This is a genomic window from Leucobacter tardus (assembly GCF_017583045.1).
In the GTDB taxonomy this organism is placed as follows: Bacteria; Actinomycetota; Actinomycetes; order Actinomycetales; family Microbacteriaceae; genus Leucobacter; species Leucobacter tardus.
The window spans coordinates 616,140-642,438 of record NZ_JAGFBF010000005.1 but is presented as its reverse complement, the minus strand read 5'-3'; the positions used below and the strand labels follow the sequence as shown (position 1 = coordinate 642,438).

General features: G+C 69.7%; 23 protein-coding genes, 1 pseudogene and 1 riboswitch. Of the genes and pseudogenes, 13 read left to right on the top strand and 11 right to left on the bottom strand.

All coding sequences use genetic code 11. The annotated features are described in order from the left end of the window. Positions 1–68: 68 nt before the first annotated feature. Together pdxR and J4H85_RS09970 are read left to right on the top strand one after the other, a co-directional pair. The gene (gene pdxR / locus J4H85_RS09975) at positions 69–1,541 is read left to right on the top strand and encodes a MocR-like pyridoxine biosynthesis transcription factor PdxR (protein ID WP_307863594.1); all 1,473 of its coding nucleotides are present in this window, start codon (positions 69–71) and stop codon (positions 1,539–1,541) included. Further along, a complete protein-coding gene (locus J4H85_RS09970) occupies positions 1,538–2,242 on the top strand; it encodes a metal-dependent transcriptional regulator (protein WP_307863593.1) in 705 nt (234 codons plus the stop codon). Before pdxR ends, J4H85_RS09970 begins: the two co-directional genes overlap by 4 nt. Before the next feature lie 77 nt (positions 2,243–2,319). Here the strand turns inward: J4H85_RS09970 and J4H85_RS14045 are convergent. Continuing rightward, a pseudogene (locus tag J4H85_RS14045) lies at positions 2,320–2,616 on the bottom strand (DMT family transporter); the annotation flags it as partial. Positions 2,617–2,618: 2 nt separating this feature from the next. Then, positions 2,619–2,939 (bottom strand): DMT family transporter, encoded by a 321-nt coding sequence (locus tag J4H85_RS09960; protein ID WP_208239214.1) that lies wholly within the window; start codon positions 2,937–2,939, stop codon positions 2,619–2,621. A 9-nt stretch (positions 2,940–2,948) separates the two neighbouring features. Beyond that, a riboswitch (guanidine-III (ykkC-III) riboswitch) is annotated at positions 2,949–3,014 on the bottom strand. Between the two features lie 85 nt (positions 3,015–3,099). Between J4H85_RS09960 and J4H85_RS09955 the strand changes: the two genes are divergently transcribed. After that, positions 3,100–3,750, top strand: a complete 651-nt coding sequence (locus tag J4H85_RS09955) for an asparagine synthase (RefSeq protein ID WP_208239212.1) — start codon at positions 3,100–3,102, stop codon at positions 3,748–3,750. Between the two features lie 9 nt (positions 3,751–3,759). On the opposite strand, the gene J4H85_RS09950 is transcribed toward J4H85_RS09955, so the two are convergent. Further along, positions 3,760–4,041, bottom strand: coding sequence for a GNAT family N-acetyltransferase (locus J4H85_RS09950; RefSeq protein ID WP_208239210.1), 282 nt, complete (start codon positions 4,039–4,041; stop codon positions 3,760–3,762). Positions 4,042–4,107: 66 nt separating this feature from the next. Between J4H85_RS09950 and J4H85_RS09945 the strand changes: the two genes are divergently transcribed. Next, positions 4,108–5,586 carry an MDR family MFS transporter gene (locus J4H85_RS09945; RefSeq protein ID WP_208239208.1) on the top strand — a complete coding sequence of 493 codons (1,479 nt, stop codon included), beginning with the start codon at positions 4,108–4,110 and terminating at the stop codon, positions 5,584–5,586. Positions 5,587–5,588: 2 nt separating this feature from the next. On the opposite strand, the gene J4H85_RS09940 is transcribed toward J4H85_RS09945, so the two are convergent. Continuing rightward, positions 5,589–6,521 (bottom strand): LysR family transcriptional regulator, encoded by a 933-nt coding sequence (locus J4H85_RS09940; RefSeq protein WP_208239205.1) that lies wholly within the window; start codon positions 6,519–6,521, stop codon positions 5,589–5,591. A 119-nt stretch (positions 6,522–6,640) separates the two neighbouring features. On the opposite strand from J4H85_RS09940, the gene J4H85_RS09935 reads away from it, so the two are divergent. From J4H85_RS09935 to lysA, 4 genes are all read left to right on the top strand, one after another. After that, positions 6,641–8,218 carry an aminotransferase class I/II-fold pyridoxal phosphate-dependent enzyme gene (locus J4H85_RS09935; protein WP_208239204.1) on the top strand — a complete coding sequence of 526 codons (1,578 nt, stop codon included), beginning with the start codon at positions 6,641–6,643 and terminating at the stop codon, positions 8,216–8,218. An 85-nt stretch (positions 8,219–8,303) separates the two neighbouring features. Continuing rightward, positions 8,304–9,746, top strand: a complete 1,443-nt coding sequence (locus J4H85_RS09930) for an amino acid permease (protein WP_208239202.1) — start codon at positions 8,304–8,306, stop codon at positions 9,744–9,746. Beyond that, positions 9,743–10,663 (top strand): universal stress protein, encoded by a 921-nt coding sequence (locus J4H85_RS09925; protein WP_208239199.1) that lies wholly within the window; start codon positions 9,743–9,745, stop codon positions 10,661–10,663. The genes J4H85_RS09930 and J4H85_RS09925 overlap by 4 nt, the downstream gene beginning before the upstream one ends. A gap of 61 nt (positions 10,664–10,724) precedes the next feature. After that, on the top strand, positions 10,725–12,071 hold the full coding sequence (gene lysA / locus J4H85_RS09920) for a diaminopimelate decarboxylase (RefSeq protein ID WP_307863589.1): 1,347 nt from the start codon (positions 10,725–10,727) through the stop codon (positions 12,069–12,071). 107 nt (positions 12,072–12,178) lie between these two features. Here lysA and J4H85_RS09915 read toward each other — a convergent pair whose 3' ends face one another. The 3 genes from J4H85_RS09915 to J4H85_RS09905 all read right to left on the bottom strand — a co-directional run bounded on the left by J4H85_RS09915 (position 12,179) and on the right by J4H85_RS09905 (position 14,961). Next, entirely contained in the window at positions 12,179–12,415 is a 237-nt protein-coding gene (locus J4H85_RS09915; protein ID WP_208239197.1) for a TrbC/VirB2 family protein, read from the bottom strand. Between the two features lie 58 nt (positions 12,416–12,473). Beyond that, the gene (locus tag J4H85_RS09910; RefSeq protein WP_208239195.1) at positions 12,474–13,103 is read right to left on the bottom strand and encodes a GNAT family N-acetyltransferase; all 630 of its coding nucleotides are present in this window, start codon (positions 13,101–13,103) and stop codon (positions 12,474–12,476) included. A gap of 226 nt (positions 13,104–13,329) precedes the next feature. Beyond that, entirely contained in the window at positions 13,330–14,961 is a 1,632-nt protein-coding gene (locus J4H85_RS09905) for a DEAD/DEAH box helicase (RefSeq protein ID WP_208239193.1), read from the bottom strand. A gap of 225 nt (positions 14,962–15,186) precedes the next feature. Here J4H85_RS09905 and J4H85_RS09900 point away from each other — a divergent pair, with 225 nt between their 5' ends. The 3 genes from J4H85_RS09900 to J4H85_RS09890 all read left to right on the top strand — a co-directional run bounded on the left by J4H85_RS09900 (position 15,187) and on the right by J4H85_RS09890 (position 20,400). Next, entirely contained in the window at positions 15,187–15,582 is a 396-nt protein-coding gene (locus J4H85_RS09900) for a YchJ family protein (RefSeq protein ID WP_208239191.1), read from the top strand. Between the two features lie 82 nt (positions 15,583–15,664). Continuing rightward, entirely contained in the window at positions 15,665–19,186 is a 3,522-nt protein-coding gene (locus J4H85_RS09895) for a TM0106 family RecB-like putative nuclease (protein WP_208239189.1), read from the top strand. Beyond that, positions 19,183–20,400: a pyridoxal phosphate-dependent aminotransferase gene (locus J4H85_RS09890; RefSeq protein ID WP_372440198.1), complete on the top strand. Its 1,218-nt coding sequence runs from the start codon at positions 19,183–19,185 to the stop codon at positions 20,398–20,400. The genes J4H85_RS09895 and J4H85_RS09890 overlap by 4 nt, the downstream gene beginning before the upstream one ends. Before the next feature lie 42 nt (positions 20,401–20,442). Here J4H85_RS09890 and J4H85_RS09885 read toward each other — a convergent pair whose 3' ends face one another. Further along, positions 20,443–20,922: a hypothetical protein gene (locus J4H85_RS09885; protein ID WP_208239187.1), complete on the bottom strand. Its 480-nt coding sequence runs from the start codon at positions 20,920–20,922 to the stop codon at positions 20,443–20,445. Between the two features lie 93 nt (positions 20,923–21,015). Next, positions 21,016–22,143, bottom strand: a complete 1,128-nt coding sequence (gene ald / locus J4H85_RS09880; protein WP_208239185.1) for an alanine dehydrogenase — start codon at positions 22,141–22,143, stop codon at positions 21,016–21,018. 141 nt (positions 22,144–22,284) lie between these two features. Between ald and J4H85_RS09875 the strand changes: the two genes are divergently transcribed. Together J4H85_RS09875 and J4H85_RS09870 are read left to right on the top strand one after the other, a co-directional pair. Further along, positions 22,285–22,770: an Lrp/AsnC family transcriptional regulator gene (locus tag J4H85_RS09875; protein WP_208239183.1), complete on the top strand. Its 486-nt coding sequence runs from the start codon at positions 22,285–22,287 to the stop codon at positions 22,768–22,770. A gap of 10 nt (positions 22,771–22,780) precedes the next feature. Further along, positions 22,781–23,353: an isochorismatase family protein gene (locus J4H85_RS09870; RefSeq protein WP_243893605.1), complete on the top strand. Its 573-nt coding sequence runs from the start codon at positions 22,781–22,783 to the stop codon at positions 23,351–23,353. Between the two features lie 7 nt (positions 23,354–23,360). On the opposite strand, the gene J4H85_RS09865 is transcribed toward J4H85_RS09870, so the two are convergent. After that, positions 23,361–25,091 (bottom strand): cation:proton antiporter, encoded by a 1,731-nt coding sequence (locus J4H85_RS09865; protein ID WP_208239181.1) that lies wholly within the window; start codon positions 25,089–25,091, stop codon positions 23,361–23,363. A gap of 9 nt (positions 25,092–25,100) precedes the next feature. Further along, positions 25,101–26,276, bottom strand: coding sequence for a winged helix DNA-binding domain-containing protein (locus J4H85_RS09860; protein WP_208239179.1), 1,176 nt, complete (start codon positions 26,274–26,276; stop codon positions 25,101–25,103). Between the last annotated feature and the right edge of the window lie 23 nt (positions 26,277–26,299).

Here is a 26,299-nt window from a genome sequence, read left to right as displayed (position 1 = left end):
TCCACGACAAGATCCAATCGGGCGTAACTCAAGTGAACCACGCGCGGCGCACGTGGCAGAATGCTGTCGTGCGCAGAACCGGGGCCGGAGGGCCGAGCGAGATCCCCCTGCACCTGGACCGATCCGTCGAGACCACGCTTCCCGTCCAGCTCGCCGCCGGACTCCGCGACGCCATCGACCGCGATACGCTCCGCGGCGGCGAGAGCGTTCCGCCGACGCGAGAACTCGCCCGCCGAGTCGGCGTCGCCCGAGGCGTCGTCGTCGCCGCGTACGAGCAGCTCATCGCCGAGGGCTACCTCAGTGCGGGTCACGGGCGCGGTACCGTGGTCAATCCCGATCTGGGGCGATCGACGGCGCCCAAACGACCGGTCGATGAGACCGCGGGCCGCGACACCGCGACGACCCGCCTCCGACCTCCGCTCGCGCCGGGAGCACCGCTCTCCGACGCGACGATGCGCCCGGCGTGGCGAGCCGCCTGGCGCGATGCGGCGAGCCTCCCGCTCGGGGGATCCCCGCCCGACGGCGACGCGCGCCTCCGACACGAGATCGCGGAACATCTCAGGCTCATGCGCGGCACGGCGCGCTCGGCGGACGACGTGCTCGTCACGGCCGGCGCACGCGAGGGGCTCGGGCTGGTGCTCACCGCGCTCGGAACGACCCGCGGTCACGGGCTCGTCGTCGGAGTGGAGGATCCCGGCTACCCCTCCCTCCGCGGCGTCGCCGCGCGGCACGGCGCGCGGATCGTGCCCCTCCCGGTCGACCAGGACGGTCTGCGCACCGCCGACCTTCCGATCGGGCTCCTCGACGTCGTCATCGTCACCCCGAGCCACCAGTACCCCGCCGGCGGATCGCTGCCGCTGCAGCGCCGGCGCGAGCTCCTGGAGTGGGCCGGGCGCACCGGCGTCGTCATCGCCGAGGACGACTACGACTCCGAACTGCGGTACTCGGGCAGCCCGCTTCCGGCTCTCGCCGCGCTCGACGATCCGGTCTCCGGATCCGTGGTCACCCTCGGGACCTTCTCGAACACCGTGAGCCCCGCCCTGTCGGCAGGCTTCTTGCTCGCCCCGGCGAACCTCAGGGCGCTGCTCGCCCCCATCAGGGCGGACCTCGGCGCACCGGTCTCGAGCGTCGTGCAGGTTGCGCTCGCCGCCTATCTCGCGGCGGGGGAGCTCCGGCGCAACATCACCCGCGTGCGGCGCCGGACGAGCGCGAGACGAGACGACCTCTCGGAGACGCTGGCCGGCATCGACGGCATCCGGGTCCGCCCGATGAGCGGAGGGTTGAATGCGGTGCTCGAGTTCACCGGCGCGCCGGACGCCGGCGCAGAGCGACGTCTCGTCGCACGCGCGGCGGCACCGTCGCCGCGATTCCCCTCCGGACTCGGCGTCGCCGCGCTCGGGGACTACTGGCAGGATCACCGTGGTGCCGCGGGCGCGGGACTCGTCCTCGGGACCGGCGGGCCGGATGAGGAGGAGTTCCGCGCCGCGATCCAGCAACTCCGGACCCTCCTCGACGCTGAGTCCCGTAGCCTGGACTCGTGAGCGTCGACACCCTGACCCCGAGCATGCAGAACTACCTCAAAGTGATTTGGGGGCTGCAGGAGTGGAACGACGCCCCGGTGTCGAACTCGGCGATCGCCGAAAGCGCCGGCGTGCGGCTCTCGACGGTCTCCGACGCGCTGCGGAAGCTCGCGGAACAGGGGCTCATCGGGCACGCCAGGTACGGCGATGTGTCGCTGACGGCGGAGGGTCGTGAGTACGCGATCTCGATGACCAGACGGCACCGGTTGCTCGAGACCTACCTCGTGCGGAATCTCGGCTACCTGTGGGATGAGGTGCACGACGAGGCGGATCGGCTCGAGCATGCCGTCTCCGACGAGCTGGTGAACCGTATCGACCACGCACTCGGGTACCCGACACGCGACCCGCACGGCGACCCCATCCCGACGCGCGAGGGCGAGGTGCGCCGGCCCGACGCCGTGCTCCTGGGAGCGGTCGAGGCGCCCAGCCGCGTGCGGATCGAACGGATCTCGGACGCCGACAACGAGATGCTGCAGTACTTCGCGAGTCGCGGACTCATCGTGGACGCCGTGCTCGACATCGGGCCGAGCGCGCCCTACTCGGAAACAGTCGAGGTCACCGTCGACGGGGGAGACGCCGGCGCGTCCGACCCCGTCACCCTGGGTGCCGCGGCGGCCGGTGCGATCTGGGTGTCGCCGGTCGGTCCAGCGCCCGCAGCGTGAGCGTCGGGATCGCGCGGGGGTGCATCGCCCGCGAATTTGAGCCCGAGCACGCAGCCGACGATGCCGGCGAGGAAGACGATCTTCAGCACTGACACCGGTTCGGTGCCGAGCGCCATGGAGACCGTCACGGTGAGGGCGGCTCCGAGTCCGGTCCAGACGGCGTATGAGACGCTGACCGGGATCGCCCGCATCGCGTAGCCGAGGCCGAGCATGCTGAGCGGCAGGGCGATGGCGAAGACGATCGCGGGGCCGACAATCGTGAACCCTCGGGACTCGTCGAGCGCGATGGCCCACGTCGCCTCGAGCGCGGCGCTCAGGAGCAGGACGAGCCAGTGCCGGCCGCCTGCCGCGCGGGACTCTGACCGCGCCGCCACGCTCAGCTCACCACCTTGAGGCCGGCGACGCAGGCGATGAGCCCGAGCAGCAGACAGACCTTGAGCACCGTCGCGCGTTCCTGTCGCGTGATGAGCGCCCAGGCCGCGGTGAGCACAGCGCCGATGCCGACCCAGACCGCATACGCGGTGCCGACGGAGATCTCGAGCATCGCGACCGCGAGTCCGACCATGCTGGCCGCCAACGCGACCACGAAGATCAGGCTCGGCCAGAACCGGCGGAACCCGCGTGACGCGCCGAGCGCCGTGGCCCAGACGGCCTCGAGCATTCCGCTGACGATGAGGATCACCCAGGCGAGCGACACGTTGCACCTTCCGTGGCAGTCTTGTCGCTGAGCGGGTACTGCTCCCTCGTCCGCGCCCCGCCGTCGCGAAGCTGACGCCAGTCTCTCACACCGGGACGTGCGCGGTCAGCGTCCGGTAGGGGATAATCGACGGAGCAGAGGTCATCACGGAGGGAGCGCAGTGTTCAGCAGGTTCTTCAAGCGCGACCGCAAGCGCCGCGCTCCCCGTCGCCTGCCCCGCCGCGTGCTCGCTCCGGTCGAAGAGATCGTGGAGCAGGGGTTGCTGGTCGACGACGTCGCCGTCCGCATGAACGTCAAGAACGCCGTGATCATGAACGCGTTGAAGCGCGGCGTCGACTACGACGAGCAGCAGATCGCCGGTATGGTGCGCACCACCCTGACCGATCTCGCCGATGAGCGCGATCAGGACGCGCAGCACATCGGTCGCATGCTCGGCGAGATCCGCGACACCGGGTCGAGCGCTTCGAGCGACTCCGAGTACGGCAACGACGATAACCGCACGCTGCGGCACCGGCGCGAGGTCTATGAGACGATCGCGAGCGCGCTGCGCGATCGGGCTGCGGACGAGGAGTACGTCGCCCGGATCGTCGAGCGCGCGAGCGAGGCGGCGTGGTCGGAGATCAGCGACTCGTTGAAGGAGCGCGCGTCGCACCCGTACTACGCCGGAGGAGCGAGCCCGGAGTACCAGGCCGCGCGCGACGACCGCATTCAGCAGCTCATCGAGCGGGATCTCACCGCGCTCGTGCAGCAGCAGAGTCCGAAGAGCGGGAAGTCGCCGCGCAAGTGGGGCAAGAAGCGCGACGCCGACTGAGCGGACGACTCACGCCACGTCGGGGTGGTCCCTGAGGTACGCGGCGACGAACGGGCACGACGCCGCGATCGTGCGGCCGCGCGCCAGATCGCTCGTGACCGCGGCGTGCACGAGCCGCGACGCGATCCCCTGACCGCGCGATGCGGTCGGCACCCAGGTATGATCGAAGTCGATCCCGTCGTCGCCCAGCAGCCGATAGTGCGCTTCGCCGACGTGCGCCCCATCGCTCGCCCGCACCGCCGTGAAGCGATGCTGATCCGGTTCGTGCGTGAACTCGATGTCTGCGGCCATGCCGTCAGCCTAGCGATGCGACGCCGATCGGGATAGACTGCAACCTTTGCCTGAGAGGACCCCACCATGTCTGCCCCCGCCAACGCGCAGCCGTCCACCGGTCCGATCGACGTGCCTGAAGCATCGGACCCGCCGCAGTTCGGAGCCGCCGAGAAGCTCGCGATCTGGTTGCTGCTCGGCTCGGCATTCGTCGTGATCCTCAACGAGACGATCATGGGTGTGGCCCTGCCGCACCTCATGACCGACCTCGACATCACAGCCGCCGCGGCGCAGTGGCTGACGACGGTGTTCCTGCTCACGATGAGCGTCGTGATCCCGATCACCGGCATGCTCATTCAGCGCTACCGGACGCGGAGCCTCTTCATCACCGCGATGTCGCTGTTCACGCTGGGAACGCTGGTCGCGGCCATGGCGCCCGGCTTCGGCGTGCTCGTCATCGCGCGAGCGGTGCAGGCGAGCGGCACGGCGATCATGATGCCGCTGCTCATGACCACCGTCGTGACGCTCGTTCCCGAGCGTCAGCGCGGCAGGCTCATGGGTCGCATCGCGATCGTGATCTCGGTGGCGCCCGCGCTCGGCCCGACGATCTCAGGCCTCATCCTGCAGTGGCTGACCTGGCGTTGGATGTTCATCCTCGTGCTGCCGATCGCCGTCTTCGCCCTCGTCGCCGGCACCGTGCGGATGCCCAATGTCGGCACGCAGCGCCGGGCGCGCATCGACCTCATCTCGGTGGTGCTCTCGGTCGTCGCATTCGGCGGACTCGTCTACGGCCTGAGCCTGGTCGGCGAAGCGGCCAGCGCCGATGAGCTGGTGCCGCCGTGGGTGCCGGTGGTCGTCGGTGCCGCCGCGCTCGCACTGTTCATCTGGCGCCAGCTGCGCCTGCAGCGGGAGGATCGAGCGCTGCTCGACCTCCGCACCTTCCGGACGCGTCCGTTCGCGCTCTCGACGATCCTCTTCGGGTTCTGCTCGATCGCCCTGTTCGGCACCCTGATCCTGCTGCCCATCTACATGCAGAACGTGCTCGGGTACGCGACGCTCGAGACGGGGCTGATGCTGCTGCCCGGCGGGTTGCTCATGGGTCTGCTCGGCCCGGTCGTGGGTCGCGCCGTCGACGCGAGGGGCGCCCGCTCCATGCTGCTCCCCGGAACGGTGCTCACGGCGCTCGCCCTGTGGGCGATGACGCTGCTGGGCGACCAGACGTCGCTCTGGCAGGTGCTCGCGACGCACCTGCTGTTGAGCGTCGGACTGGCCGGCACGTTCACCCCGCTCTTCTCCGTCGCTCTCGGCTCATTGCCTCCGAAGCTCGCCTCCTACGGCAGCGCGACGATCTCGACGGTGCAGCAGGTCGGGGGCGCCGCGGGAACCGCGCTGTTCGTCACGATCATGACCCTGGTGTCCACGACCGCGGCGGGATCGCCCGAGGCCGTCGACCCGCACGCGCTCGCGGCGGGAACGCGCGCGGCGTTCATGGTGGGCGGGATCGCTGCCACCGCGTCGATCGTGTTGGCGTTCTTCATCCGCGAGGAGCCGCGCCGCGTCTCCTGATCTCAGCGCTCGGACGCGGCGAGCCGGCGCAGCGCCCCCTGCACGGCGTCGGTGACGTGACGCGTCGCCGTCGGGGGGAGCCTCGGGTTCGCCTCGCGCGGTGTGGCGAGCAGCAGCGTCCGGGTGAACACCGGGTCATCGATCGGAACGAGCGACACGCCAGGCGCTTCGGACTCGCGGGCGAGTCGGGAGACCAGGCCGATCACCATGCCGGCGGCGATCATGCCGAGCATGACCGAGAAGTCGTCGGTGCGCATCGAGACGTCGATGGTGCGTCCGGCTTCGGCGAACGCGTCGATGATGACGGTGTCCATGGGGTCTTGTCGCGTCGCCCCGAGAAGCCAGCGCTCGTCGGCCAGGCTCACGAGTTCGGCGCGATCGATCGCCGCGCGTCCCGCCAGCCGGTGCTGATCGGGAAGGGCGAGGTACAGCGGATCCTGCCAGAGCTCCACCGTCTCCACGCCCGGCCGGAGGGGGAGCTCATACCCCGGAACCGAATAGAGCAGCGCGGCGTCGAGTTCGCTCTGGTTGAGGTGCGCGACGAGCGGGGCCACCTCGGCGAGCGTGACGTCGAGGGTGAGGCCCTGGTCGCCGAGCGCGTGGACGACATCGGGGAGCAGCCGAGCGGCCGCGGTCGGGAAGGTGCCGAACCGCAGTCGCGCGTGTCCGGAGACGGCGTAGCTGCGGGCGTCCTCGAGCGCGCGCTCCGACAGAGCGAGGATCTCGAGCGAGCGCTCGAGCAGGAAGCCGCCGAGCGGCGTGAGGGTGCTGCCGCGCGACGTCCGGGTGAGCAGGGCTGCCCCGATGAGACGTTCGAGGTTCGCGAGGTGGTAGTCGACGGTCGGTTGACTCCACGACAGCGCGCGCGCCGCCCCGGCCACCGACCCTGCCGTGTCGACGGCTCGGAGGGCCTCGAGCTGTCTGAGGTCGATCATGGCGTCCTCCTGTGTCTGGTGCCTGGGTCGATCAGCACCGGTCTGCTTCAGAGAGTATATGTCGGGCGGGAGAGACTTTGGGGGTTCCGAGGGGTGCTCGGGTGCGGGACGATGGTCGCATGCTCGAAGCCGATGTTCCCGACGCTGCCCACACGCTCGCCGACACCCGTGACGCGCGGGTCTCCGAGGACGCTCCGGAACTGTCGCAGGAGGAGACGCCCTACGCCGATGCGCTGCAGGCGTTCGTCGATCAGCAGCCGGTCCACCTCATGGTGCCCGGGCACGGCGGCGACGCGGACGGCCTGAGCCGGAAGCTCGCCGACTTCATGGGGGAGCGCACGCTCAAGCTCGACGTGCCGATGCTCATCGAGGGGATCGACCTCGGAGAGGATCCGCCGCTGACCCGTTCCCTGCAGCTCGCGGCCGAAGCGTGGGGCGCACGGCGCACCTGGTTCCTGACCAACGGCGCCTCGCAGGCGAACCGCACCGCAGCCCTCGCCATCCGCGGCCTCGGCCGCAGCGTGCTCTCGCAGCGGAGCGCCCACTCGAGCTTCAGCGACGGCGTCCTCGTCTCCGGTCTCATCCCGTCGTTCGTGCAGCCGTCGGTGGATCACGTGAACGGGATGGCGCACGGGGTCTCGCCCGAGAGCCTCGACCGCGCGCTGCGGGAGGCCGACGAGCAGGGTCGCCCCGCGGCAGCGGTCTACGTGATCTCGCCGAGCTACTTCGGCTCGGTCTCCGACGTGCGCGGACTCGCCGAAGTGGCGCACGCGCACGGAGCCCCGCTCGTCGTCGACGGCGCCTGGGGTCCGCACTTCGGTTTTCATGCCGACCTGCCCGAATCGCCCGCGCGTCTCGGCGCGGACCTCGTCATCTCGAGCACGCACAAGCTCGGCGGGTCGCTGACGCAGTCGGCGATGCTCCACCTCGGACACGGGCCGTTCGCCGACCGCCTGGAGCCGCTCATCGAGCGCGCGTTCACGATGACCGCGTCGACCTCGACCAGCGCGCTGCTCAGCGGCTCGCTCGACATCGCCAGGCACGCGCTCGCGACGGGTGAGGCGGAGATCGGTCGATCGATCGAGGCCGCGCGCGCGTTCCGGCAGCGCCTGCGTGAGGATCCGCGATTCGGCGTCGTCAGCGACGTGTTCGATCAGTTCGACGACATCGTCGACACCGACCTGCTCCGCGTGCCGATCGACGTGTCGGCGAGCGGCGTGACGGGGCACTGGATGCGCCGGCAGATGGTCGCCGAGCACGACATCTACTTCGAGATGGCGACCGCGACGTCGGTGGTCGCGGTGATCGGCGCGGGTAAGGTGCCCGACTACGACCGCGTCTACCGCGCGCTGGTCGCTGCGGTCGAATCCGATGCCGCGGTCTTCGAGCGCGCCGCCAACGATGCGGAGGGCGCCTTCCCGGCGCTGCCCGTCCCGGGGGAGCTGCGCATGCTCCCGAGCGAGGGGTTCCTGGGGGAGACGGAGCTCGTCCCCGCGGCGGAGGCCGTCGGACGCGTCTCATCCGACACCCTCGCGGCGTACCCGCCCGGGATCCCGAACGTCATTCCCGGCGAAGAGATCACCGCCGAGACCGTCGCCTTCCTTCAGGCCGTCGCCGCCTCGCCGACCGGGTACGTCCGCGGCGCCGCCGACCCCGCGGTGTCACGGTTCCGCGTCGTCAAGAACGACCGCGTCTGACGCACTACGATGTTGTGGTCGCCGCCCGGCGGCCGCAACGACTCCTGCCGTTTTTCGGCTCCACGAGACAAGGAAGTCGCACCACATGACCACACCGAGCCCCACGGTGCCGCTGCGCCAGCAGCTGTTCCGAGTGAAACCCGTGCCGAAGCCGGGTGCCGAGGGAAGCGAGCTGAAGCGCAGCATCGGACTGTTCCAGTTGACGATGATCGGCGTGGGCGGCACCATCGGCACCGGAATTTTCTTTATCCTGTCCGAAGCGGTGCCGATCGCCGGCCCAGCGGTCATCTGGTCGTTCATCATCGCGGGCGTGGTGGCCGGGCTCTCGGTGCTCTGCTACGCCGAGCTCGCGGGGGCGGTGCCGGTGTCCGGATCCTCCTACTCGTACGCCTACACGACGCTCGGGGAGCTCCCCGCCATGGGTGTCGCGGCGTGCCTGCTGCTCGAGTACGGCGTCTCCACGGCGGCCGTCGCGGTGGGCTGGTCCCAGTACGTGAACCAGCTGCTCAACAACCTCTTCGGCGTGCAGCTGCCTCACGCCCTGTCCTACGCTCCCGAGGAGGGCGGTGTCGTCAACCTGCCCGCCATCGCACTCATCGCGATGTGCGCGTTCATCCTCATCCGCGGCACCTCGCACTCCGCGATCACGAACACGATCATGGTGGTCATCAAGATCGCGGTGCTCCTCTTCTTCATCGCCGTCGGCATGACCGGATGGAACGCCGATCACTTTGCGAACTTCGCGCCCTTCGGCTTCGCCGGGGTGATGACCGGTGCCGGCCTCATCTTCTTCTCCTTCGTCGGCTTGGATGCCGTCGCCACCGCGGGCGATGAGGCCAAGAATCCGCGTCGCAACCTGCCGATCGCCCTCATCTCGGCGCTCGTCATCGTGACCACCGTCTACGTGCTCGTCGCGCTCACGGGACTCGGCGCGCAGGAGACGGATAAATTCGCCGGCCAGTCCGCCGGGCTCTCCGCGATCCTCGAGAACATCGTCGGCGCGAGCTGGCCCGGCACGGTCGTCGCGGCCGGCGCGGTGATCTCCATCTTCAGCGTCACCCTTGTGGTGCTCTACGGGCAGACACGCATCCTCTTTGCGATGTCGCGCGACGGCATGGCGCCGAAGATCTTCCAGCGGGTCCACCCGCGCACCAAGACCCCGGTCGCGAACACCATCATCGTCGCGGCCATCGTCTCCGTGCTCGCCGGAGTCCTGCCGATCAACTTCCTGGCCGAGATGACGAGCATCGGCACCCTCGCCGCGTTCCTCGTCGTGTCGATCGCGGTGATCGTCCTGCGGCGGCGCGAACCCGACCTCGACCGATCGTTCCGCGTGCCGCTGTACCCCGTGATCCCGATCCTGTCGATCATCGGATGCCTCTGGATCATCAAGGATCTGCGTCCCATCACCATCATCGTCTTCGTCATCTGGACCGCGATCGTCCTCGTCTGGTACTTCTTCACCGGACGAAAGAACTCGGCGCTGGCGCACCGACCCATCGACACCCGAACGGAGGACGCGCTGTGAGTATCGTCGTCGGAGTCGCCCCGGGGCACTCGGCCAGCGCGCCCGTGCACCTCGGCGTCCTCCTCGCCCGGTCATACCGTCAGGAACTCGTCGTCGTATCGATCTGCGCCTCGACCTGGCCGCCGCGCATCGGTCGTCGAGACGCCGCGGTGCAGGAGGCGCTCGTCGCCGGAGCCGACGCCGTGCTCGACGAGGCCCGCGCCCTCGTGCCGGCCGACCTCACCGCGACGTACGAGACGCGCACCGCATCCTCGGCGCGCCGCGGGCTGCTCGACGCGGCTGCGGCGCACGGTGCCGTGCGACTCGTCGTCGGTGCCGCGGGTGTCGCGGTCGAGGGGGTCATCGCGGTCGGCTCGGTATCGACCGGTCTCCTGCAGAGCGCCGACGTGCCGGTCGCGATCGCCCCCCACGGCTTCACCGCAGGCCCGAAGGATCGCCTCGAGCGGGTCACCGCGGCCTACAGCGGCTCCGAGACCTCTGCCGAGCTCGTGCTCGGAGCGGCCGCCGTGGCTGCGGACGCCGGCGCAGACTTCCGCGTCGCCTCGTTCGCGACGCGTCCGCAGGCGGTCACCGAGGCGGCTATCGGGTTCACCGTCGAGGAGGACGTCATCGACGAGTGGGCCGAGGTGATCCGCGCCCACACCGAGGAGATCCTCGCCGACATCGCCGAGTTCGCCGAACGACCCCGATCCGTCGATGTCGTCGTCGGCGCCGGCGACACCTGGGCCGACGCGATCAGCGCGGTCGGCTGGCGCGCGGCTGAGGTACTGCTCGTCGGCTCGAGCAGCCTCGGCCCGCTCGCGCGCATCTCGCTTGGCTCGCACGCCATGAAGATCGTGCGGCACGCGCCCGTGCCCGTGGTCCTCGTGCCGCGACGAGCCGCCGAGGCCTACGCCGCCCGCGCCGGGACCCAGTGAGGCGACTGGCGTCCAGCCCCGGCGCTCCGCGCCGTTCCACATCGACACTCACGGAGGACACGTGACACCGGTACCCGCCCCCTCGCTCGATGCGCTGTGGTCGATCCTTCCCGAGAACGCCGCGATCGACGACGCGACGCCCGAGGTGCTCAGCATCGGCGGGGTGACCGTCACGGAGCTGGCCGAGCAGTACGGAACGCCGCTCTACGTCTACGACGAAGTCGGGTTGCGGCGGCAGATCCGCCGCTTCACCGAGGGACTGCGTGAACGATGGCCGAACTCCGAAGTGCTCTTCGCCTCGAAGTCCTTTCCGGCGGTCGGCATGTATCGTCTGGCGCAGGAGGAGGGCCTGTCGGTCGATGTGGCCGGCGGTGGAGAGCTGCAGATGGCGCTGGCCGCAGGCGTCGACCCGGCCCGCATCCACATGCACGGCAACGCGAAGACCGATGCGGAGCTCGCGATGGCGCTCGAGGCGGGCATCGACACCATCATCGTCGACAACGCCGACGAACTGGACCGGCTCGAGCGTCTGCTGCCGCAGCACACGGGTGCACGCGCATCGATGCCTCAGCAGCTGCTGTTGCGCGTGATCCCCGGCGTCGCGGCGAAGACGCACGCCTCGCAGGCGACTGGCGGGGCCGAGTCGAAGTTCGGGCTGCCGCTCGACCAGGCGGCCGAGGCGATCGCGCGCATGCGCGCCCACCCGCTCATGGACTTCGCGGGAGTGCACCTGCACATCGGCTCGCAGATCCTCGACGTCGCGCAGTTCGCCGAAGCCGTCTCGAAGCTCTCGAACGTGACGGACGACGTCTCGGGTGGAACGGCGTTCCGCACCTACGACGTGGGCGGTGGACTCGGCGTCAAGTACACCACCACCGACGACGCCCCCTCCGTCGACGCGTACCTCGATGCCATCGTCGCGGCCGCAAGGGAGCACCTGCACCCCGACGCGCGCCTCCTCATCGAGCCGGGACGATCGCTCGTCGCACGCGCCGGGGTGACGCTCTACCGGGTGACCTCGGTCAAACGGACCGGACGGACGTTCGTCGCCGTCGACGGCGGCCTCGCGGATCAGATGGACGCTGCACTCACCGGCCAGCGCTTCGAGGCGGTGCTCGCGAACCGGCTCGCGGACGACTGGTCCGAATCGGTGCAGCTGGTGGGCCGCCAGTGCGAGTCGGGCGACCTGCTGGTCGACGGTGCGCCGATGCCCGAGGCGAACGTCGGCGACCTCGTCGTACTCGCCACGACCGGAGCGTATGGATACACGCTCGCGAACAACTACAACGGTGCGCTCAAACCGGCGATCGTCTTCGTCGGTGACGGGGGATCGCGACTCGTCGCCCGCCGCGAGACCTACGCCGACCTGCTCGCCACCCACGAGCCGTCCATCGGTTCGACGGTCTGAGTCCGGCTCTCAGACGCGCAGAGCGCGGCAGCCCAGTGGGGCCGCCGCGCTCTGCGCGTTCCTGGAGCGTCTCCGACCGCGCGTCGGTGACCGCACGGTCGTGCCGGTCAGTCCTGCTTGTCGAACAGGCGGCCGACCACGATCGAGGTGGCGATCACGATCACCGCGAGGATGATGATGACCGCGAAGATGGCGCCGTACTGGAATGAGTCGTTCGCGCGGGAGAACATGCTGTCGAGATCGTTGCCGCCGTGTCCGCCTTCGGCCGCGAACGCCGGCGCTGCCACGAACAGCGAGAGCAGGGCGGTCGTCACTGCGGTGGCGATGCGGGTGCGGGTCTTCACGTCGGGTTCTCCTCGCGTGTGATTCGGGACCGCGGACGGCGGCCCATGTGTGCTGATCCTATTCTGCCGTCTCGGGGGTGCTCTGCGCCAACCGGCGCCCGATGTGTCGCTCGATTCGTCGTTCCAGCCCGACGCGCACCCCTGCCCACTCCGGGGCGGTGATCGAGAAGACGACGGTGTCCCGCAAGTATCCCGGCATGCGCAGATGCGCACGGAGCACCCCGTCCTGTCGCGCTCCGAGACGCTCGATCGCGGCGCGCGACTGCACATTGTGAAAGTCCGTGCGGAACTCGACCGCCGGGCACCCCCACGTGTCGAACGCGTGCTCCAGCATGAGCAGCTTCGCGTCGGGATTCGTGCCCGACCCCTGAGCGCTCACCGCGTTCCACGTCGAGCCGATCTCCACACGGGGAACCCCCGCATCGATGTTCATGAACGTCGTCATGCCGATGATCGCACCGGTGTCGTTGCGGCGGGACGTGAACGGGATCATCGACCCCGAATCTTGCAGGCTCAGACGGCGGTCGATCTCGGCGCCCATGCCATCGGGAGTCGGGACCGCGGTGTACCAGAGGTTCCACAACTCGCCGTCGCGCGCCGCATCCACGAGTCCGTCGTGGTGGGCGTGGCTGAGCGGCTCGAGCGTGACGAGTCGGCCCGTGAGGGTGCCGGGGAGCGGAAGCGCCATGCGCTCATCTTACGTCCGCGCGCGCCGGGCGCGTGCGTGCGTGCCCGGCGCGCGTGCGCCGTTGCGTGCCCGTGCCGCGCCCGACCCGTGCGCGTGCCCGCCGCGCGCCCACGCCCAACCCCCGCCGAGATTGCAGTTTCACGCCTTTCGCGTCGGCTGAAGCCCGCAAAAGTGCAATCTCGGCGCACGCGGCGGGGCGCACGCGGCGGGGTGCCCGCGCCGCGGGCTACGCGCCCGAGGAGCTCGTCGAGTAGACGGTGCCGCCCGAGCTCTGCGCGCGACGGCCCGAGCGACGGCGGCCGCCCTGGCCTTCGCCGCCTTGGCTCTGACCTTGACCGCGACCGCTCTGGCCCTGGCCGCCCTGTCCACGGGCGCCCTGGCCCTGGCCTCCGCGACCCTGGCCGCCCTGACCACCGCGACCCTGGCCGCCCTGGCCGCGCCCCTGACCCTCGCCCTGGCGCTGCTGACCCGAGCGCTGCTGACCCGAACCCTGGCCGTCGCCGCCCTGAGCCTGTCCGCGTCCGCGTCCGCCGCGTGAGCGCTTGCGCTTGGCGTTGGCGCCCTGGGACTTGCCCTGGCCGGGTGCGCTGGCGTTGCCGCCCGCTGCGCGTTGCTGCGCGGTCTGCGCTTCTGAGCGGCGGTGCTCGGTCACGCGGGGATCGACCCGCGGTGCGACGTCTCCGATGAGTGCGAGCACTTCGGGGTCGACCTCTCGCGCGTTCGGGTTGACTCGACGCGGCGTCACGCGGATCTTCGCGGCGCGCATCAGCTGCTTCATCTCGCCGCGCTGCTCCGGGAGCACGAGGGTGACCACGTCGCCTTCCGCGCCGGCGCGCGCCGTGCGGCCGGAGCGGTGCAGGTATGCCTTGTGCTCGACGGGCGGATCGATGTGCACGACCAGTTCGACGCCGTCGACGTGGACGCCGCGCGCGGCGACGTCGGTGGCGACGAGCACGCGCGCGTCGCCGTTCACGAACTCGGCGAGGTTGCGGTCACGCGCGTTCTGCGACAGGTTGCCCTGCAGTTCGACGGCGGGGATCCCCGCTGAGGTGAGCTTCTTCGCGAGGCGCTTGGCCTGGTGCTTCATGCGGGTGAACATGATGCGGCGACCGGTGCCGGAGGCGAGCGCCTCGATGAGCGCGTCCTTGTCATCCTTGTCACCGACCTCGAAGACGTGGTGGGTGAGCTGCGGCACCGGTGACTCGGCGGAGTCGACGGAGTGCAGGATCGGGTCGTGCAGGTACTTCTTGACGATTTTGTCGACCCCGTTGTCGAGGGTCGCGCTGAAGAGCAGGCGCTGTCCGACCTTCGGGGTCTTGTTGAGGATGCGGGTGACGACGGGCAGGAAGCCCATGTCGGCCATGTGGTCGGCCTCGTCCAGGACAGTGATCTCGACGCCGCTGAGGTCGACGAGTCCCTGCTTCATGAGGTCGTCGAGGCGTCCGGGTGCGGCGACGACGATGTCGACGCCGCGCTCGAGCACTTCTTCCTGTCGGCGCTGGGAGACGCCGCCGAAGATGGTGGTCACGCGGATCTTCACCGGATCGGCGAGCAGCTTCACCGTTTCGGCGATCTGAGTGACGAGTTCGCGGGTCGGGGCGAGCACGATGGCGCGCGGACGGTTACGGCGACGCTTCGCGTCCGCATCCTCGGTGAGGTTGGCGACGAGCGGGATCGCGAAGGCGATCGTCTTGCCCGAGCCGGTGCGTCCGCGCCCCAGGACATCCCGGCCCTGCAGGGTGTCGGGCAGCGTGTCGCGCTGGATGGGGAACGCTTCGGTCTTGCCGTTCTTCGCCAGCGCATCGGCGAGGGGAGCGGGAACGCCGAGGTCGGCGAAGGTGGGTGTGTTGTCAGTCACGTGTGATGCTTTCGGATCGGGCGCGAACGGGCGCGGCACACGCTCGGAGGCGGTGCGGGGCCGTCGCAGTGGTTCGGCGGGCGCGCTGTGCTGCGCACCAATTCGCCGCAGAAAACCTGGTGGCGCACGCGGGTTGCGGCTGCCGGAGATTCGCGACGCGATGGCGGTCGCTGGGGACCGCCGCACACCATCCTACAGGGCGAACGCCCGGTAGGCTCCGAAGATATGACCGAGATGCAGTGCCCGTGCGGGCGGGGAGTGTGGTTGGCAGCGTGCTGCGGGCCGATCCTGAGCGGTGAGACCGCGGCCTCGACCGCCGAGCGGTTGATGCGGTCGCGGTATACCGCGTTCGCGATCGGTGATTCGGAATACCTGTTGCGGTCCTGGCACCCGAGCACGCGTCCGGAGTCCGTGGAGATCGATGCGCGCACCGCGTGGCAGCGCCTGCTCATCGAGAGCACTGCAGCCGGCGGGCCGTTCGACGACCAGGGTCTGGTGACGTTCACCGCGATCGCCAGAGTCGACGGAGCGCGGTTCGTGCAGCGCGAGCGCAGCCGGTTCGCGCGCGTCGACAGGCGCTGGGTCTATGTCGATGGGGACCCGCTCGATCCCGAGGCGTGACGCGCGCGTACTCGGGACACCCGGCCTCGATGTCGGTGGGTGCCGGTAGCGTCTGAGTGACACCCGGAGAGAGGATTCTCGATTGTTCCTGCAGCAGGCACGGCTGGTGACGAGCGCCAGCGATCTCACCGCCGCCAGCGCATGCGAATTCGCGTTTCTGCGCCGCGTGGATGCGAAGCTCGGTCGCGATGTCGAGGTTCCACCGGATGACGACCCGATGCTCGCCCGCGCGGCCCGCCTGGGAGACGCGCATGAGGCGCGCGTGCTCGAAGAGTACCGGAGGGCGCGTCCGGGCGCGGTCGTCGAGATTCCTCGTCCCGAGTCGATGCGCGAACCCGATCTCGTCGAGGTCGCCGAGCAGACGGTGCACGCGCTGCATGCCGGCTCCGATGTGGTGTTCCAGGCGACCTTCTTCGAGCCGGTACAGCGCGCACCTCAGCACGCGGACGAACCCGAGATCGCATTCGTCGGGTTCGCCGACTTTCTCGTGCGAACCGCCGAAGGCCGGTACGAGGTGCAGGATACGAAGCTCGCTCGTCGCGCGAAGGTCACGGCGCTGATGCAGCTCGCGGCGTACGCCGAGCAACTCGAGCGAGTGGGGGTTCCCGTCGCCGCGAACGCTGCGCTGATCCTCGGCGACGGATCCCGATCCGAGCACCGGATCGCGGACATCGCGCCCGTGTTCCGTGCCCGGCGGGCCCGACTTCACGAGGTGCTGCTCGCTCGCGTCGCCGCGTCCGCGCCCATCGACTGGACGGAGCCGGGGATCACGCGGTGCGGCCGGTGCGAGGTCTGTGAACCCGAGATCGAACGGACGCGGGATCCGCTGCTCATCGCGGGCATCCGCGCGTCCCAACGCGACCGACTCGTCGCTGCCGGGTACGCGACGATCGACGAGGTCGCACAGTGGAGCGGAGGTCAGGTCGATGGTATGCCGACTGCTGCCGTCGCGAGGCTCGCGGCTCAGGCGACGGCCCAAGTGCGCACTGAGCGCGAGAGAGTGCTCGTCGTGGAGACTCACGACGCGTCGGCGCTCGCCGCGATCCCCGAGCCGGATCCGGGCGACCTGTTCTTCGACTTCGAGGGTGATCCGCTCTTCCGCGATCGCACGGGCAAGTGGGGCATCGACTACCTCTTCGGCATGGTCGATTCCGCTCAGCAGTTCACCCCCATCTGGGCGCACGATCTCGACGAGGAACGACGCGCCCTCGAGCGCTTTCTGCATCTCGTCGGCGAGCGACGCCGGCGATTTCCCGGCATGCACATCTACCACTACGCGGCCTACGAGCGCACCCACCTGCTCAGCATCGCCGCGCGGCACGGCGTCGGTGAGGCCGCGGTCGATCAGCTCCTGCGCGACCACGTGCTCGTCGATCTGTACCCGATCGTGCGCCGCGCACTCGGCGTCGGTTCGCGCTCGTACTCGATCAAAAAACTCGAACCGCTGTACATGGGGGCGGAGCTGCGCGACGAGAGCGGTGTGACGAGCGGCGCGCAATCCGTGGCGGAATACGCGGATGCGATGGCACTGCGCGCCTCGGCGAACCCCGAGGATCGCGCCGAGGGGCAGCGTCGGCTCGACGGCATCGGCGACTACAACCGCTACGACTGCGTCTCCACCCTGCGACTTCGGGACTGGCTGCGCGGCATCGCCGTCGACCACGGGGTCGTGCCGTACCCTCCGGAGGAATCGGCGGAGGACGGCCCCGAACTCGTGCTCAGCCGGATCGGCGCCCGACTGACCGAGCAGTCCGCTTCTGCGACGGACCCCGCGGACCGCCGTGCCACGGCACTCGCCGCCAGTGCGATCGACTATCACCAGCGCGAGCAGAAGTCGTTCTGGTGGGCGCACTTCGCGCGACTCATCGACCCGATCGAGGAGTGGGCGGACACGCGCGACGTGCTCGTCGTCGACGCGGCGCTGAGTCGGGTCGACGAAGGATGGCACGTGCCGCCGAGAGCGCGGGCCCAGCGACGCATCGTGAGACTCGGCGGGACCTTCGCGCCTGGCAGCACCGTCAAGGTCGGCGGGCGCGGCTTCCTGGTGTACGACCATCCCGGGCCGTTCCGTCAGCGCGGTGGCGCTCCGGGCGCTCGGGTCGCCCGCGAGGTGACCGTGGTGGAACGCCATGCGGATGGTGTCACGGTGATGGAGACGCTGCCGCCGGACACTCGCCCGTACGACCGGCTCCCGGTCGCACTCACACCCGGAACTCCGCCGCCGGCGGGAGCGCAGAAGAGCGCGATTGAAGAGTGGGGGAGCGCGTACTCCGCATCGCTCGATCTCGACGCCTCGGGCGGAGCGACTCGGGATCCGGTCGTCGACCTGCTGAGGCGGACGCCGCCGCGTCTCGTCGGCGGACGTCAGCTCATCGACGCCGCGACCGAGGAGGCGCTGCGATCGGCAGCAGGAGACGAGGAGGCGCGCACGGTCGCCGCGGTGACCGAGAGTGTGCGTCGGCTCGATCGTTCCGCGCTCGCCGTCCAGGGGCCGCCGGGCACCGGGAAGACCTACCTCGCCGCGCACGTCATCAGGCGTCTCGTGTCGGAGCACGGATGGCGTATCGGCGTCGTCGCGCAGTCGCACAAGGTCGTCGAGCACGTACTGGGCGCCGTGACGGCGGCCGGACTTCCGAAAGCGCAGGTCGGCAAAGTCCCGCAGGTCACTCCCGACGATCCGGACGACCTGCCGTTCACCGCGATCAGACGCGGGGGCCACGCCTCGTTCGTGACGGCGCACCTGCGGGCCGGTCGCGGATGCGTGATCGGCGGCACCGCTTGGGATTTCAGCAACGAAACCCGATTCGCACGACGCAGCCTCGACCTCCTCGTGATCGACGAGGCGGGTCAGTTCTCACTCGCACCGACCATCGCGGCCTCCGTCTCAGCGCAGCGCCTGCTCCTCCTGGGCGACCCCCAGCAGCTCCCGCAGGTCTCGCAGGGCAGTCATCCCGAGCCGGTCGACACGTCGGCACTCGGGTGGCTGCTCGACGACCACGGCACGATGCCGTCCGAGCTCGGCTACTTCCTCGCAGAGACCCGGCGCATGCGGCCCGAGCTCGCGACGGTGGTGTCCGAACTGGCCTACGACGGTCGGCTGGTCGCCCACCCGACCGCGACCCGACGCGAGGTCGTCGGGGCGGGCCCGCCCGGCCTGACCTGGCATCCGGTGGGGCACACGGGCAACGCGACGTCGTCGGTCGAAGAAGCCGCCGAAGTCGTGCGGATCGCGCGTCACGCCCTCGAGAGCGACGCGGTTGCGCCGCGCGACATCATCGTGGTGGCCGCGTACAACGCGCAGGTCGAGTGCCTCGTCGAGGCGTTGGAGCGGGCGGGACTGCCCGAGATCCCGGTCGGCACTGTCGACCGGTTCCAGGGCCAGGAGGCCGTCATCGCGATCGTGAGTCTCGCCGCGTCGAGTGCACAGGACGCCCCACGCGGTCTCGACTTTCTGCTCATGCGCAATCGCCTGAACGTCGCGATCAGTCGTGCGCAGTGGGCGACGCACCTCGTGGGATCCGCGACCCTCGGCGATGGCCTGCCGACCACGGCCGAGGGCGTCGCAGCGCTCTCCGGGTTCCTGCGCCTGACGGAAGCCGGATGAGCCGGTACCGTGGTGCCATGGACCCGTCGTCGACGCCGCACTCTGCCCCGCCCCCCGCTCCGTCGGATCGGTCGCGCATTCCCCCGTTCCAGGTCATGCGCATCACCGACGCCATCGCACGACGCCGGGCCGCTGGTCACGACGTCGTCTCCCTGTGCGCGGGGGAGCCGAGTGCGCGTCCGGTACCCGGATCGCTGCAGCCGGCCGGGTATACGGGGCCGCTCGGCACGGCGCCGTTGCGGGAGGCGATCGCCGGCCATTACCGGGGCTGGTACGGCGTCGCCGTCGATCCCGCCTCCGTCGCCGTGACCACGGGATCGTCCGGCGCATTCCAACTGGTCTTCCTCGCAGCGTTCAACCCGGGGGATCGGGTCGCGCTCGCGAGTCCCGGGTACCCGGCATACCGGAATATTCTCACCGCGCTCGGCGTGCAGGTGATCGAACTGCAGACCGGTCCCGAAACGCGGTATCAGCCCACCCCGGCTTTGCTCGACGCTGCCGAGGTCGAGTTCGGGGCCCTGCGCGGACTCGTGATCGCGTCGCCGGCCAACCCGACCGGCACCATGCTCGGCCGTGACGAGCTCACCGACCTCGTCTCCTGGTGCGGTGCGCGCGGCGTGAGACTCATCAGCGACGAGATCTATCACGGCATCACGTTCGGCGACCCTGCCGACCCCGATCGCCGCGGTGTCAGCGCCCGCGCGCTCGACCCGGGCGCCATCGTCATCAATTCCTTCTCGAAGTACTGGGGCATGACCGGCTGGCGGCTCGGGTGGGCGCTGCTCCCCGAAGATCTCATCGCGCCGATGGAGGCGCTCGCCTCGAACTTCGCGCTCTCCCCGCCGGCGCCCGCGCAAGAGATGGCGCTCACCGCCTTCACGCCGGAGACGTACGCCGAACGCGACGCGATCGTCGCCGACTTCGCCCGGGCGAGGCAGTTGATCCTCGATGCCGAACGCGACCTGGACTGGGGCGTCGCTGCGCCCGCGGACGGGGCCTTCTACTACTATTCCGACCTCGGACCCCAGCTGGAGCGGTTCGGGTCGGCAACGGGGTACGCGGCCGAACTTCTCGAACGCGCGGACGTCGCCGTGGTCCCCGGTCTCGACTTCGATCCGGTGGCGGGGGACCGTGCGGTGCGGCTCTCGTACGCGGCCGGAGAACCGGCGATCGTCGAAGCGCTCGAGCGCATCCTCCGCTTCCAACGGAGGTGACCGGGCGCACCTGATCGGACGGGCTCGGCCCGTCGGGTGCGGTCAGGCGGAGGCGAGGGTGACCGGCGTTCCGGCGCTCACCCCGGTGCGGCGCTGGAAGGCGTCATCGGTGACGAACTCGACGGCACCGTTCTCGGACTCGCGCGCGGTCGGGAAGAGCGTGGCGATCACATCGGGACCCTCATCGCCCACCGCGATGGTGATGCCGGTCACCGCTTCACCGAGCGGGCCCTCGAGTTCGGCGACGGCGCGCGAGATCGCGGAGCGCACGGTGTTCGCCAGGACGCCGCCGCTATCAGAGACCTGAGCGCGCGCGTAGGTCACGCCGTCGCCGGAGACGGCTTCAGCCACGAGGGCAGCCGGTTCGCGTCGCACCTGGATCTCGAGCACGCTGCTCGTCGACGACGGGCCGGTCGTGAACGGCAGGGGAATGCCCTGCGCTGCGGGGGCGCCGGTCGCGTGTCCGTGGTCGTGCGCGTCCCCGTCGCTCGAGCCGCCGTTGAAGGAGAACTTCAGATCCATACCCACCAGCCTACGCCCGTGCGGGAACGGGAGAAGCCCGCCCGGCCGAACTCTGTCGGCTGGACGGGCTTCTCCGGAAACGACGCGGATCGGCTACGCGTTCGCGGCGAGCACCTCGTCGACGGGTGAGTAGGCGAGCTCGGGGAATGCGTCGGCGACGCCGCGGTAGGTGAGGACGCCGTCGTGGGCGTTCAGGCCCTTGGCGAGCGAAGCGTCGTCCTGCAGCGCCTTGACCCAGCCCTTGTCCGCCACCGCGACCACGTAGGGAAGGGTCGCGTTGGTGAGCGCTGCAGTCGACGTCTCGGGAACAGCGCCCGGCATGTTCGCGACGCAGTAGTAGATCGAGTTGTGCACCGGGAACGTGGGGTCGTCGTGGGTGGTGGGGCGCGAGTGCTCGAAGCACCCGCCCTGGTCGATCGCGATGTCGACGAGCACCGAACCCGGCTTCATCTGCGACACCATCTCATCCGTGACGAGCTTCGGCGCCTTCTCGCCAGGGATCAGCACCGAACCGATGACCAGGTCGGCCTCCTTGAGGGCCTCGGTGATGTTGTGGGCGTTCGAGGTTCGGGTCTGGATGCGACCGGAGAACTCGTCCTCGAGCTGCTTGAGGCGGGGGATCGAGATATCGATGACCGTGACCTCGGCACCCATGCCGAAGGCGATGCGCGCCGCCTGCTCTCCGGCGGCGCCGCCGCCGATCACGACGACCTTGCCGCGACGCGTCGCGGTGACGCCGCCGAGCAGCACGCCACGGCCGCCGTTGGCCTTCATGAGGCTGTAGGCGCCGACCTGTGCGGACAGGCGCCCGGCGACCTCGGACATGGGGGCGAGCAGCGGCAGGCCGCGGTTCGGCAGCTGCACCGTCTCGTAGGCGATCGCGGTGGTGCCCGAGGAGAGTACGGCATCCGTGCAGTCGCGCGATGCCGCGAGGTGCAGGTAGGTGAAGAGCACCTGGTCCTTGCGCATCTGCGCGTACTCGGCGGCGATCGGCTCCTTGACCTTCAGGATCATCTCCGACTGCGCCCAGACCTCGTCCGCGCCCTCCACGATGGTCGCACCGGCGGAGACGTACTCCTCATCGGTGATGGCCGATCCCAGACCGGCTCCGGCCTGCACGAGCACGTCGTGCCCGCGTCGAGCGAGTTCGAAGACCCCCGCCTGCGTGATCGCGACGCGGTTCTCGTTGTTCTTGATCTCGGTGGGGATTCCGACGCGCATGCGTGCTCCTTTGAAACATATTCGACGCGGTTTGTACCATCCGATTGTGCAGCATATTCGGGTTTCACGCATGAAAGATGAATTCTGTGCGGTATGGAGTCGTAGACTGTGGTCTGTTGCGTCATACCGGGAAGGAAAACAGTGGACAATTCGAAGAATCTGCAGGGGCAGGTCGACCTCGATGAGATCGACCGGAACATCATCGCCGAACTGCAGGCGAACGGTCGGGTCACGAACGCCGAACTCGCCGAGCGAGTCGGGGTCGCGGCATCGACGTGCATCGCGCGCGTGCGCAGCCTGGTGAGCCGCAAGATCATCACGGGGTTCACGGCGACGGTCGATCCCCGCGCGCTCGGCATCGGGCTGCAGGTGCTGATCAGCGTCACGGTGCGCTCCGGCGCCCGGCAGGGCATCATGGCGCTCTCGGACGAGTTGCGCGCGCTTCCCGAGGTGATGGAGCTGTACTTCCTCGGCGGTGTCGAGGACTTCATCGTGCACCTCGCGGCCCGTGACTCCGATCATGTGCGCGACTTCGTCGTGGAGCACCTCTCCGCTCACCCCGCGGTCTCATCGACCCGCACCAGCATCGTCTTCCATCACTACCAGAACCCGGTGCGACCGACCTAGACTCGAGCACATGGTGCGGGCGTTGCTGATCGTGGATGTGCAGAACGATTTCACCGAGGGCGGCGCTCTCGGGGTCGACGGAGGCGGCGCGGTGGCTCGCCGGATCACGGATCTGCTGCGCGGACCCGAGGCGTACCGCTTGGTGGTGGCGTCGCGCGATTGGCACGAGGCGGAGAGTGACAACGGCGGGCACTTCGCCCCTCCGGGGGTCGATCCCGACTTCTCGACGACCTGGCCCGTGCACTGCGTGCGCGGAACGACCGGGGCCGACTATCACCCGGCGCTCGATGTCGATCGCGTGGACGTTCACGTCTGGAAAGGAACGGGAGAACCGGCGTACTCCGCGTTCGAGGGCGCCAGTACCGACGGCCTCCCAGTGCGCGCGGTGCTCGCGGAGGCGGGGGTCGACGCGCTCGACGTAGTCGGACTCGCGACGGATTACTGCGTCCGGGCGTCCGCGCTCGACGCCGTGGCCGCAGGCTACTCCGTGCGGGTGCGCACCGATCTCGTCGCCGGAGTCGCTCCCGAGTCCACGGTGGCGGCGTTGAAAGAGCTCGCGACTGCGGGGGTGGAGTTCATCTGAGCGCTGCTCAGTGCGACTCGGTCGGCGGCGTCAGCCGCGTCTCGTGCGCATCGAGCGCCACCTCTGCGGCCCGGAGCGTCTGGGAGCTGTAGCGGCCGATCGCCTGCTCCTCGATCAGGGTCTCGCGCTGCGCCTGCAGCACCGTTCGTGCGAGTCGCAGGTAGGCCTGAGCCGGGGTCTCCGCTGCAGAGTCGCCTGACGCGGTTGCGGAGGACGCCGAGAGAGCGAGCGGCGCGAGGGCGGCTTTGCTCGTCTGACGCACGCGATCGATGAGCGCCGGATCGAGGTCGCTCGATGCGCCCCCGGACTCGTCGCCGGACAGTTCGTCCTCGAGCGCGGTGTCGCCGGCCTCGAGCAGGTCGGTGCGCAGCGCCGCGAGTTCGCGAGCGGTGTGGGATCCGGCGTTCTGACCGGGCCACAGTCTGCGGATCATCATCGGCAGGGTGAGGCCGTGGAGCAGCAGGGTCGCGATAGCGACGATGAACGCGATCAGGACGACCTGCGCGCGGTAGGGGACTTCGGTCGGGATCGTCTGCGCAGCCGCGAGCGTCACCACGCCGCGCATGCCGCTCCACGAGAGCACCGCGCCGTCGCGCCAGCCGAGCGCCTGTTCCTGCTCGTGCGCGAGGTCGGCTTCCGAACGCTGACGCATGAGTTCGACGCGCTTCATCTTCGACGGGTCGACACGGTCGCTGCCTTTGGCTCGCGCGGCGAAGAGGCCGATGGTGCGACTGCGGTGCTCGAGGCGATCCGCGTCGCCGCGCATGCTCCACAGGAGCGGCGCGAGGAAGAGCGCACGGCAGAGGATCAGCACCAGCACCACGCCCAAGCCGATCAGCGTGAGGTGCTGAAACTTCCACGGACTGTCGCTGACCTGCTCGACGAGCGAGTGGAGCTGCAAACCCATGACGAGAAAGACGCCGTTCTCGACGACGAACTGCAGCGTTCGCCAGTTGAGGCGTTCGTTCACCCGGGCCGTGGCACTGAAGCGCTTGGCGGAGTGGTGACCGGTGTAGAGCCCGGTGACGACGACCGCGAGCACGCCGGACGCCCCGACGTACTCGGCGGGGATGAACGCGACGAACGGCACCGTGAACGAGATGACGGTGTCGTAGACGGGGTTTCGCAGGTGGGAGCGCAGCCAGACGGTGATGATCCCCATGACGAAACCGATGAGCACGGCCGCGGCAACCGCGAACGAGAAGTTGCCCACGGCGTCCCAGAAAACAAAGCTGCCTGCGGCGACGGCCGTTTTCAGCAGGACCAGTGAGGTGGCGTCGTTGACCAGGCTCTCGCCTTCGAGGATCGACACGAGCCGGGACGGCATGCCGAGCTTCTTGCCGATCGAGGTCGCCGCGACTGCGTCGGTGGGACTGACGACGGCGCCCAGCGCGATGCCGACGGGCAGCGGGATCGCTGGAATGATGAGGTGAAGCAGCACGCCGACGATGACGGCGGACAGGATGACGAGGACGACCGAGAGGCCGATGACCGGCTTGAAGTTGCGGCGGAAGTCGACGAACGGCACGTTGACCGCCGCAGCGTAGAGCAGTGGGGGCAGCACGCCGAGCAGGATGATCTCGGGGTCGATCTCGACCAGCGGTACGAACGGCAGGTAGCCGATCCCGATCCCGGCGACGACGAGGAGGAGGGGCGCGGCGACGCCGATCCTGCTCGACACGATCGCGACCGCGACGACCAGGACGATTCCGACGACAGCGACGAGCCCGATCTCCATGTGCCAAGTTTACGGGGCGGTGGCTGGGGTCGGATCCGGTCTCGCAAAGGCCCGCCACCGATCGACCGCCGCCGCGACGCCCGATTCGCTGAGGCGGTGGCCGGGGAACGGGGTCGTCTCGACGGGAGCGGAGGCGGTGGTCCCGCGTTTCCAGGTACCCACGACGCGACCGTCATGCACGACGGTGGCGAGAAACATCCCGTTCTTTCCCGGTACGATGCGGTCGAAATGCTCGGGATCGAGCTGGGCCCCGCGTCCCGCATATCCGAGCAGGTGCTCGTCGAAGGCCGGCAGGACCAGCCACGGGGCGATCCCGTCCGCGTCATCCAGCGCCTCCCCGGTCGCCCAATAGGTGGCGGGGTCGTCGTGCACCGCGACGGGAACGAGTGCGCCGGACTCGGTGGCGTGTGCGAGCGCCGATCGCGCCTCGCGCAGGGTGAGCCCGGTCCACCAGGAGAGATCCTTCGCCGTGATCGGGCCGCGGGCCGCGGTGTACCGCGTCGCGAGCTCGACGAGTGCCGCGTCCCCCGTCACCGAACGGGGGTGACGGATCCACTCATCGGCCAGCACGAGTTGCGGCTCTCGATCACCGCCGTCGACGGGGCCGAACGTGGTGATGCCGTTCTGGCACATCCACCACAGCACGTGATAGCGCCAAGCGCTCTCCCAGGCGATGCCGGCTGCTGTCCAGAGATCGGAGACCTCGGCTCGGCTCAACCGACCGCCCTCGCGCAGCGCCCCGACGGTCGTGTCGATGAGACGGTCGAGCGTGCGGTCGTCGAGACCGAGGAAGGCGCGCCGCTTCGGCGCACCGGGAAGCACGCGGTGATTGGTGGCCCGCTGCATCCAGCCGATGTCTGCAGCGGGAACCACGTGCAGCGTGCCGCGCATGGGCCAGGCACGCACCACGAGCCCCGCGTCGAAGGCGCGCAGCACATCAGTGTCGCGGGTTCCGGGAGCCCGGACGCCGAGCGCCCAGCGTGACGACCGCCAGTCCTGTCCCTGCACCGCGAACATGTAATGCGCCGCCTCGGCGATCCGGGCCGGACCATCGGCGGTCGAAGCCGTGCCGTTCGGGCCGGTCCGCGCAGCGACCGCATCGCGTGCGATGAGCCGCTGCGCGCGCATGCGCACGCGTCGCACGTCTGCGACGCTCAACGTGCCCGCACGCAACGGTTCGGTCATGCGAGCAGTGTACGTCGCACGAC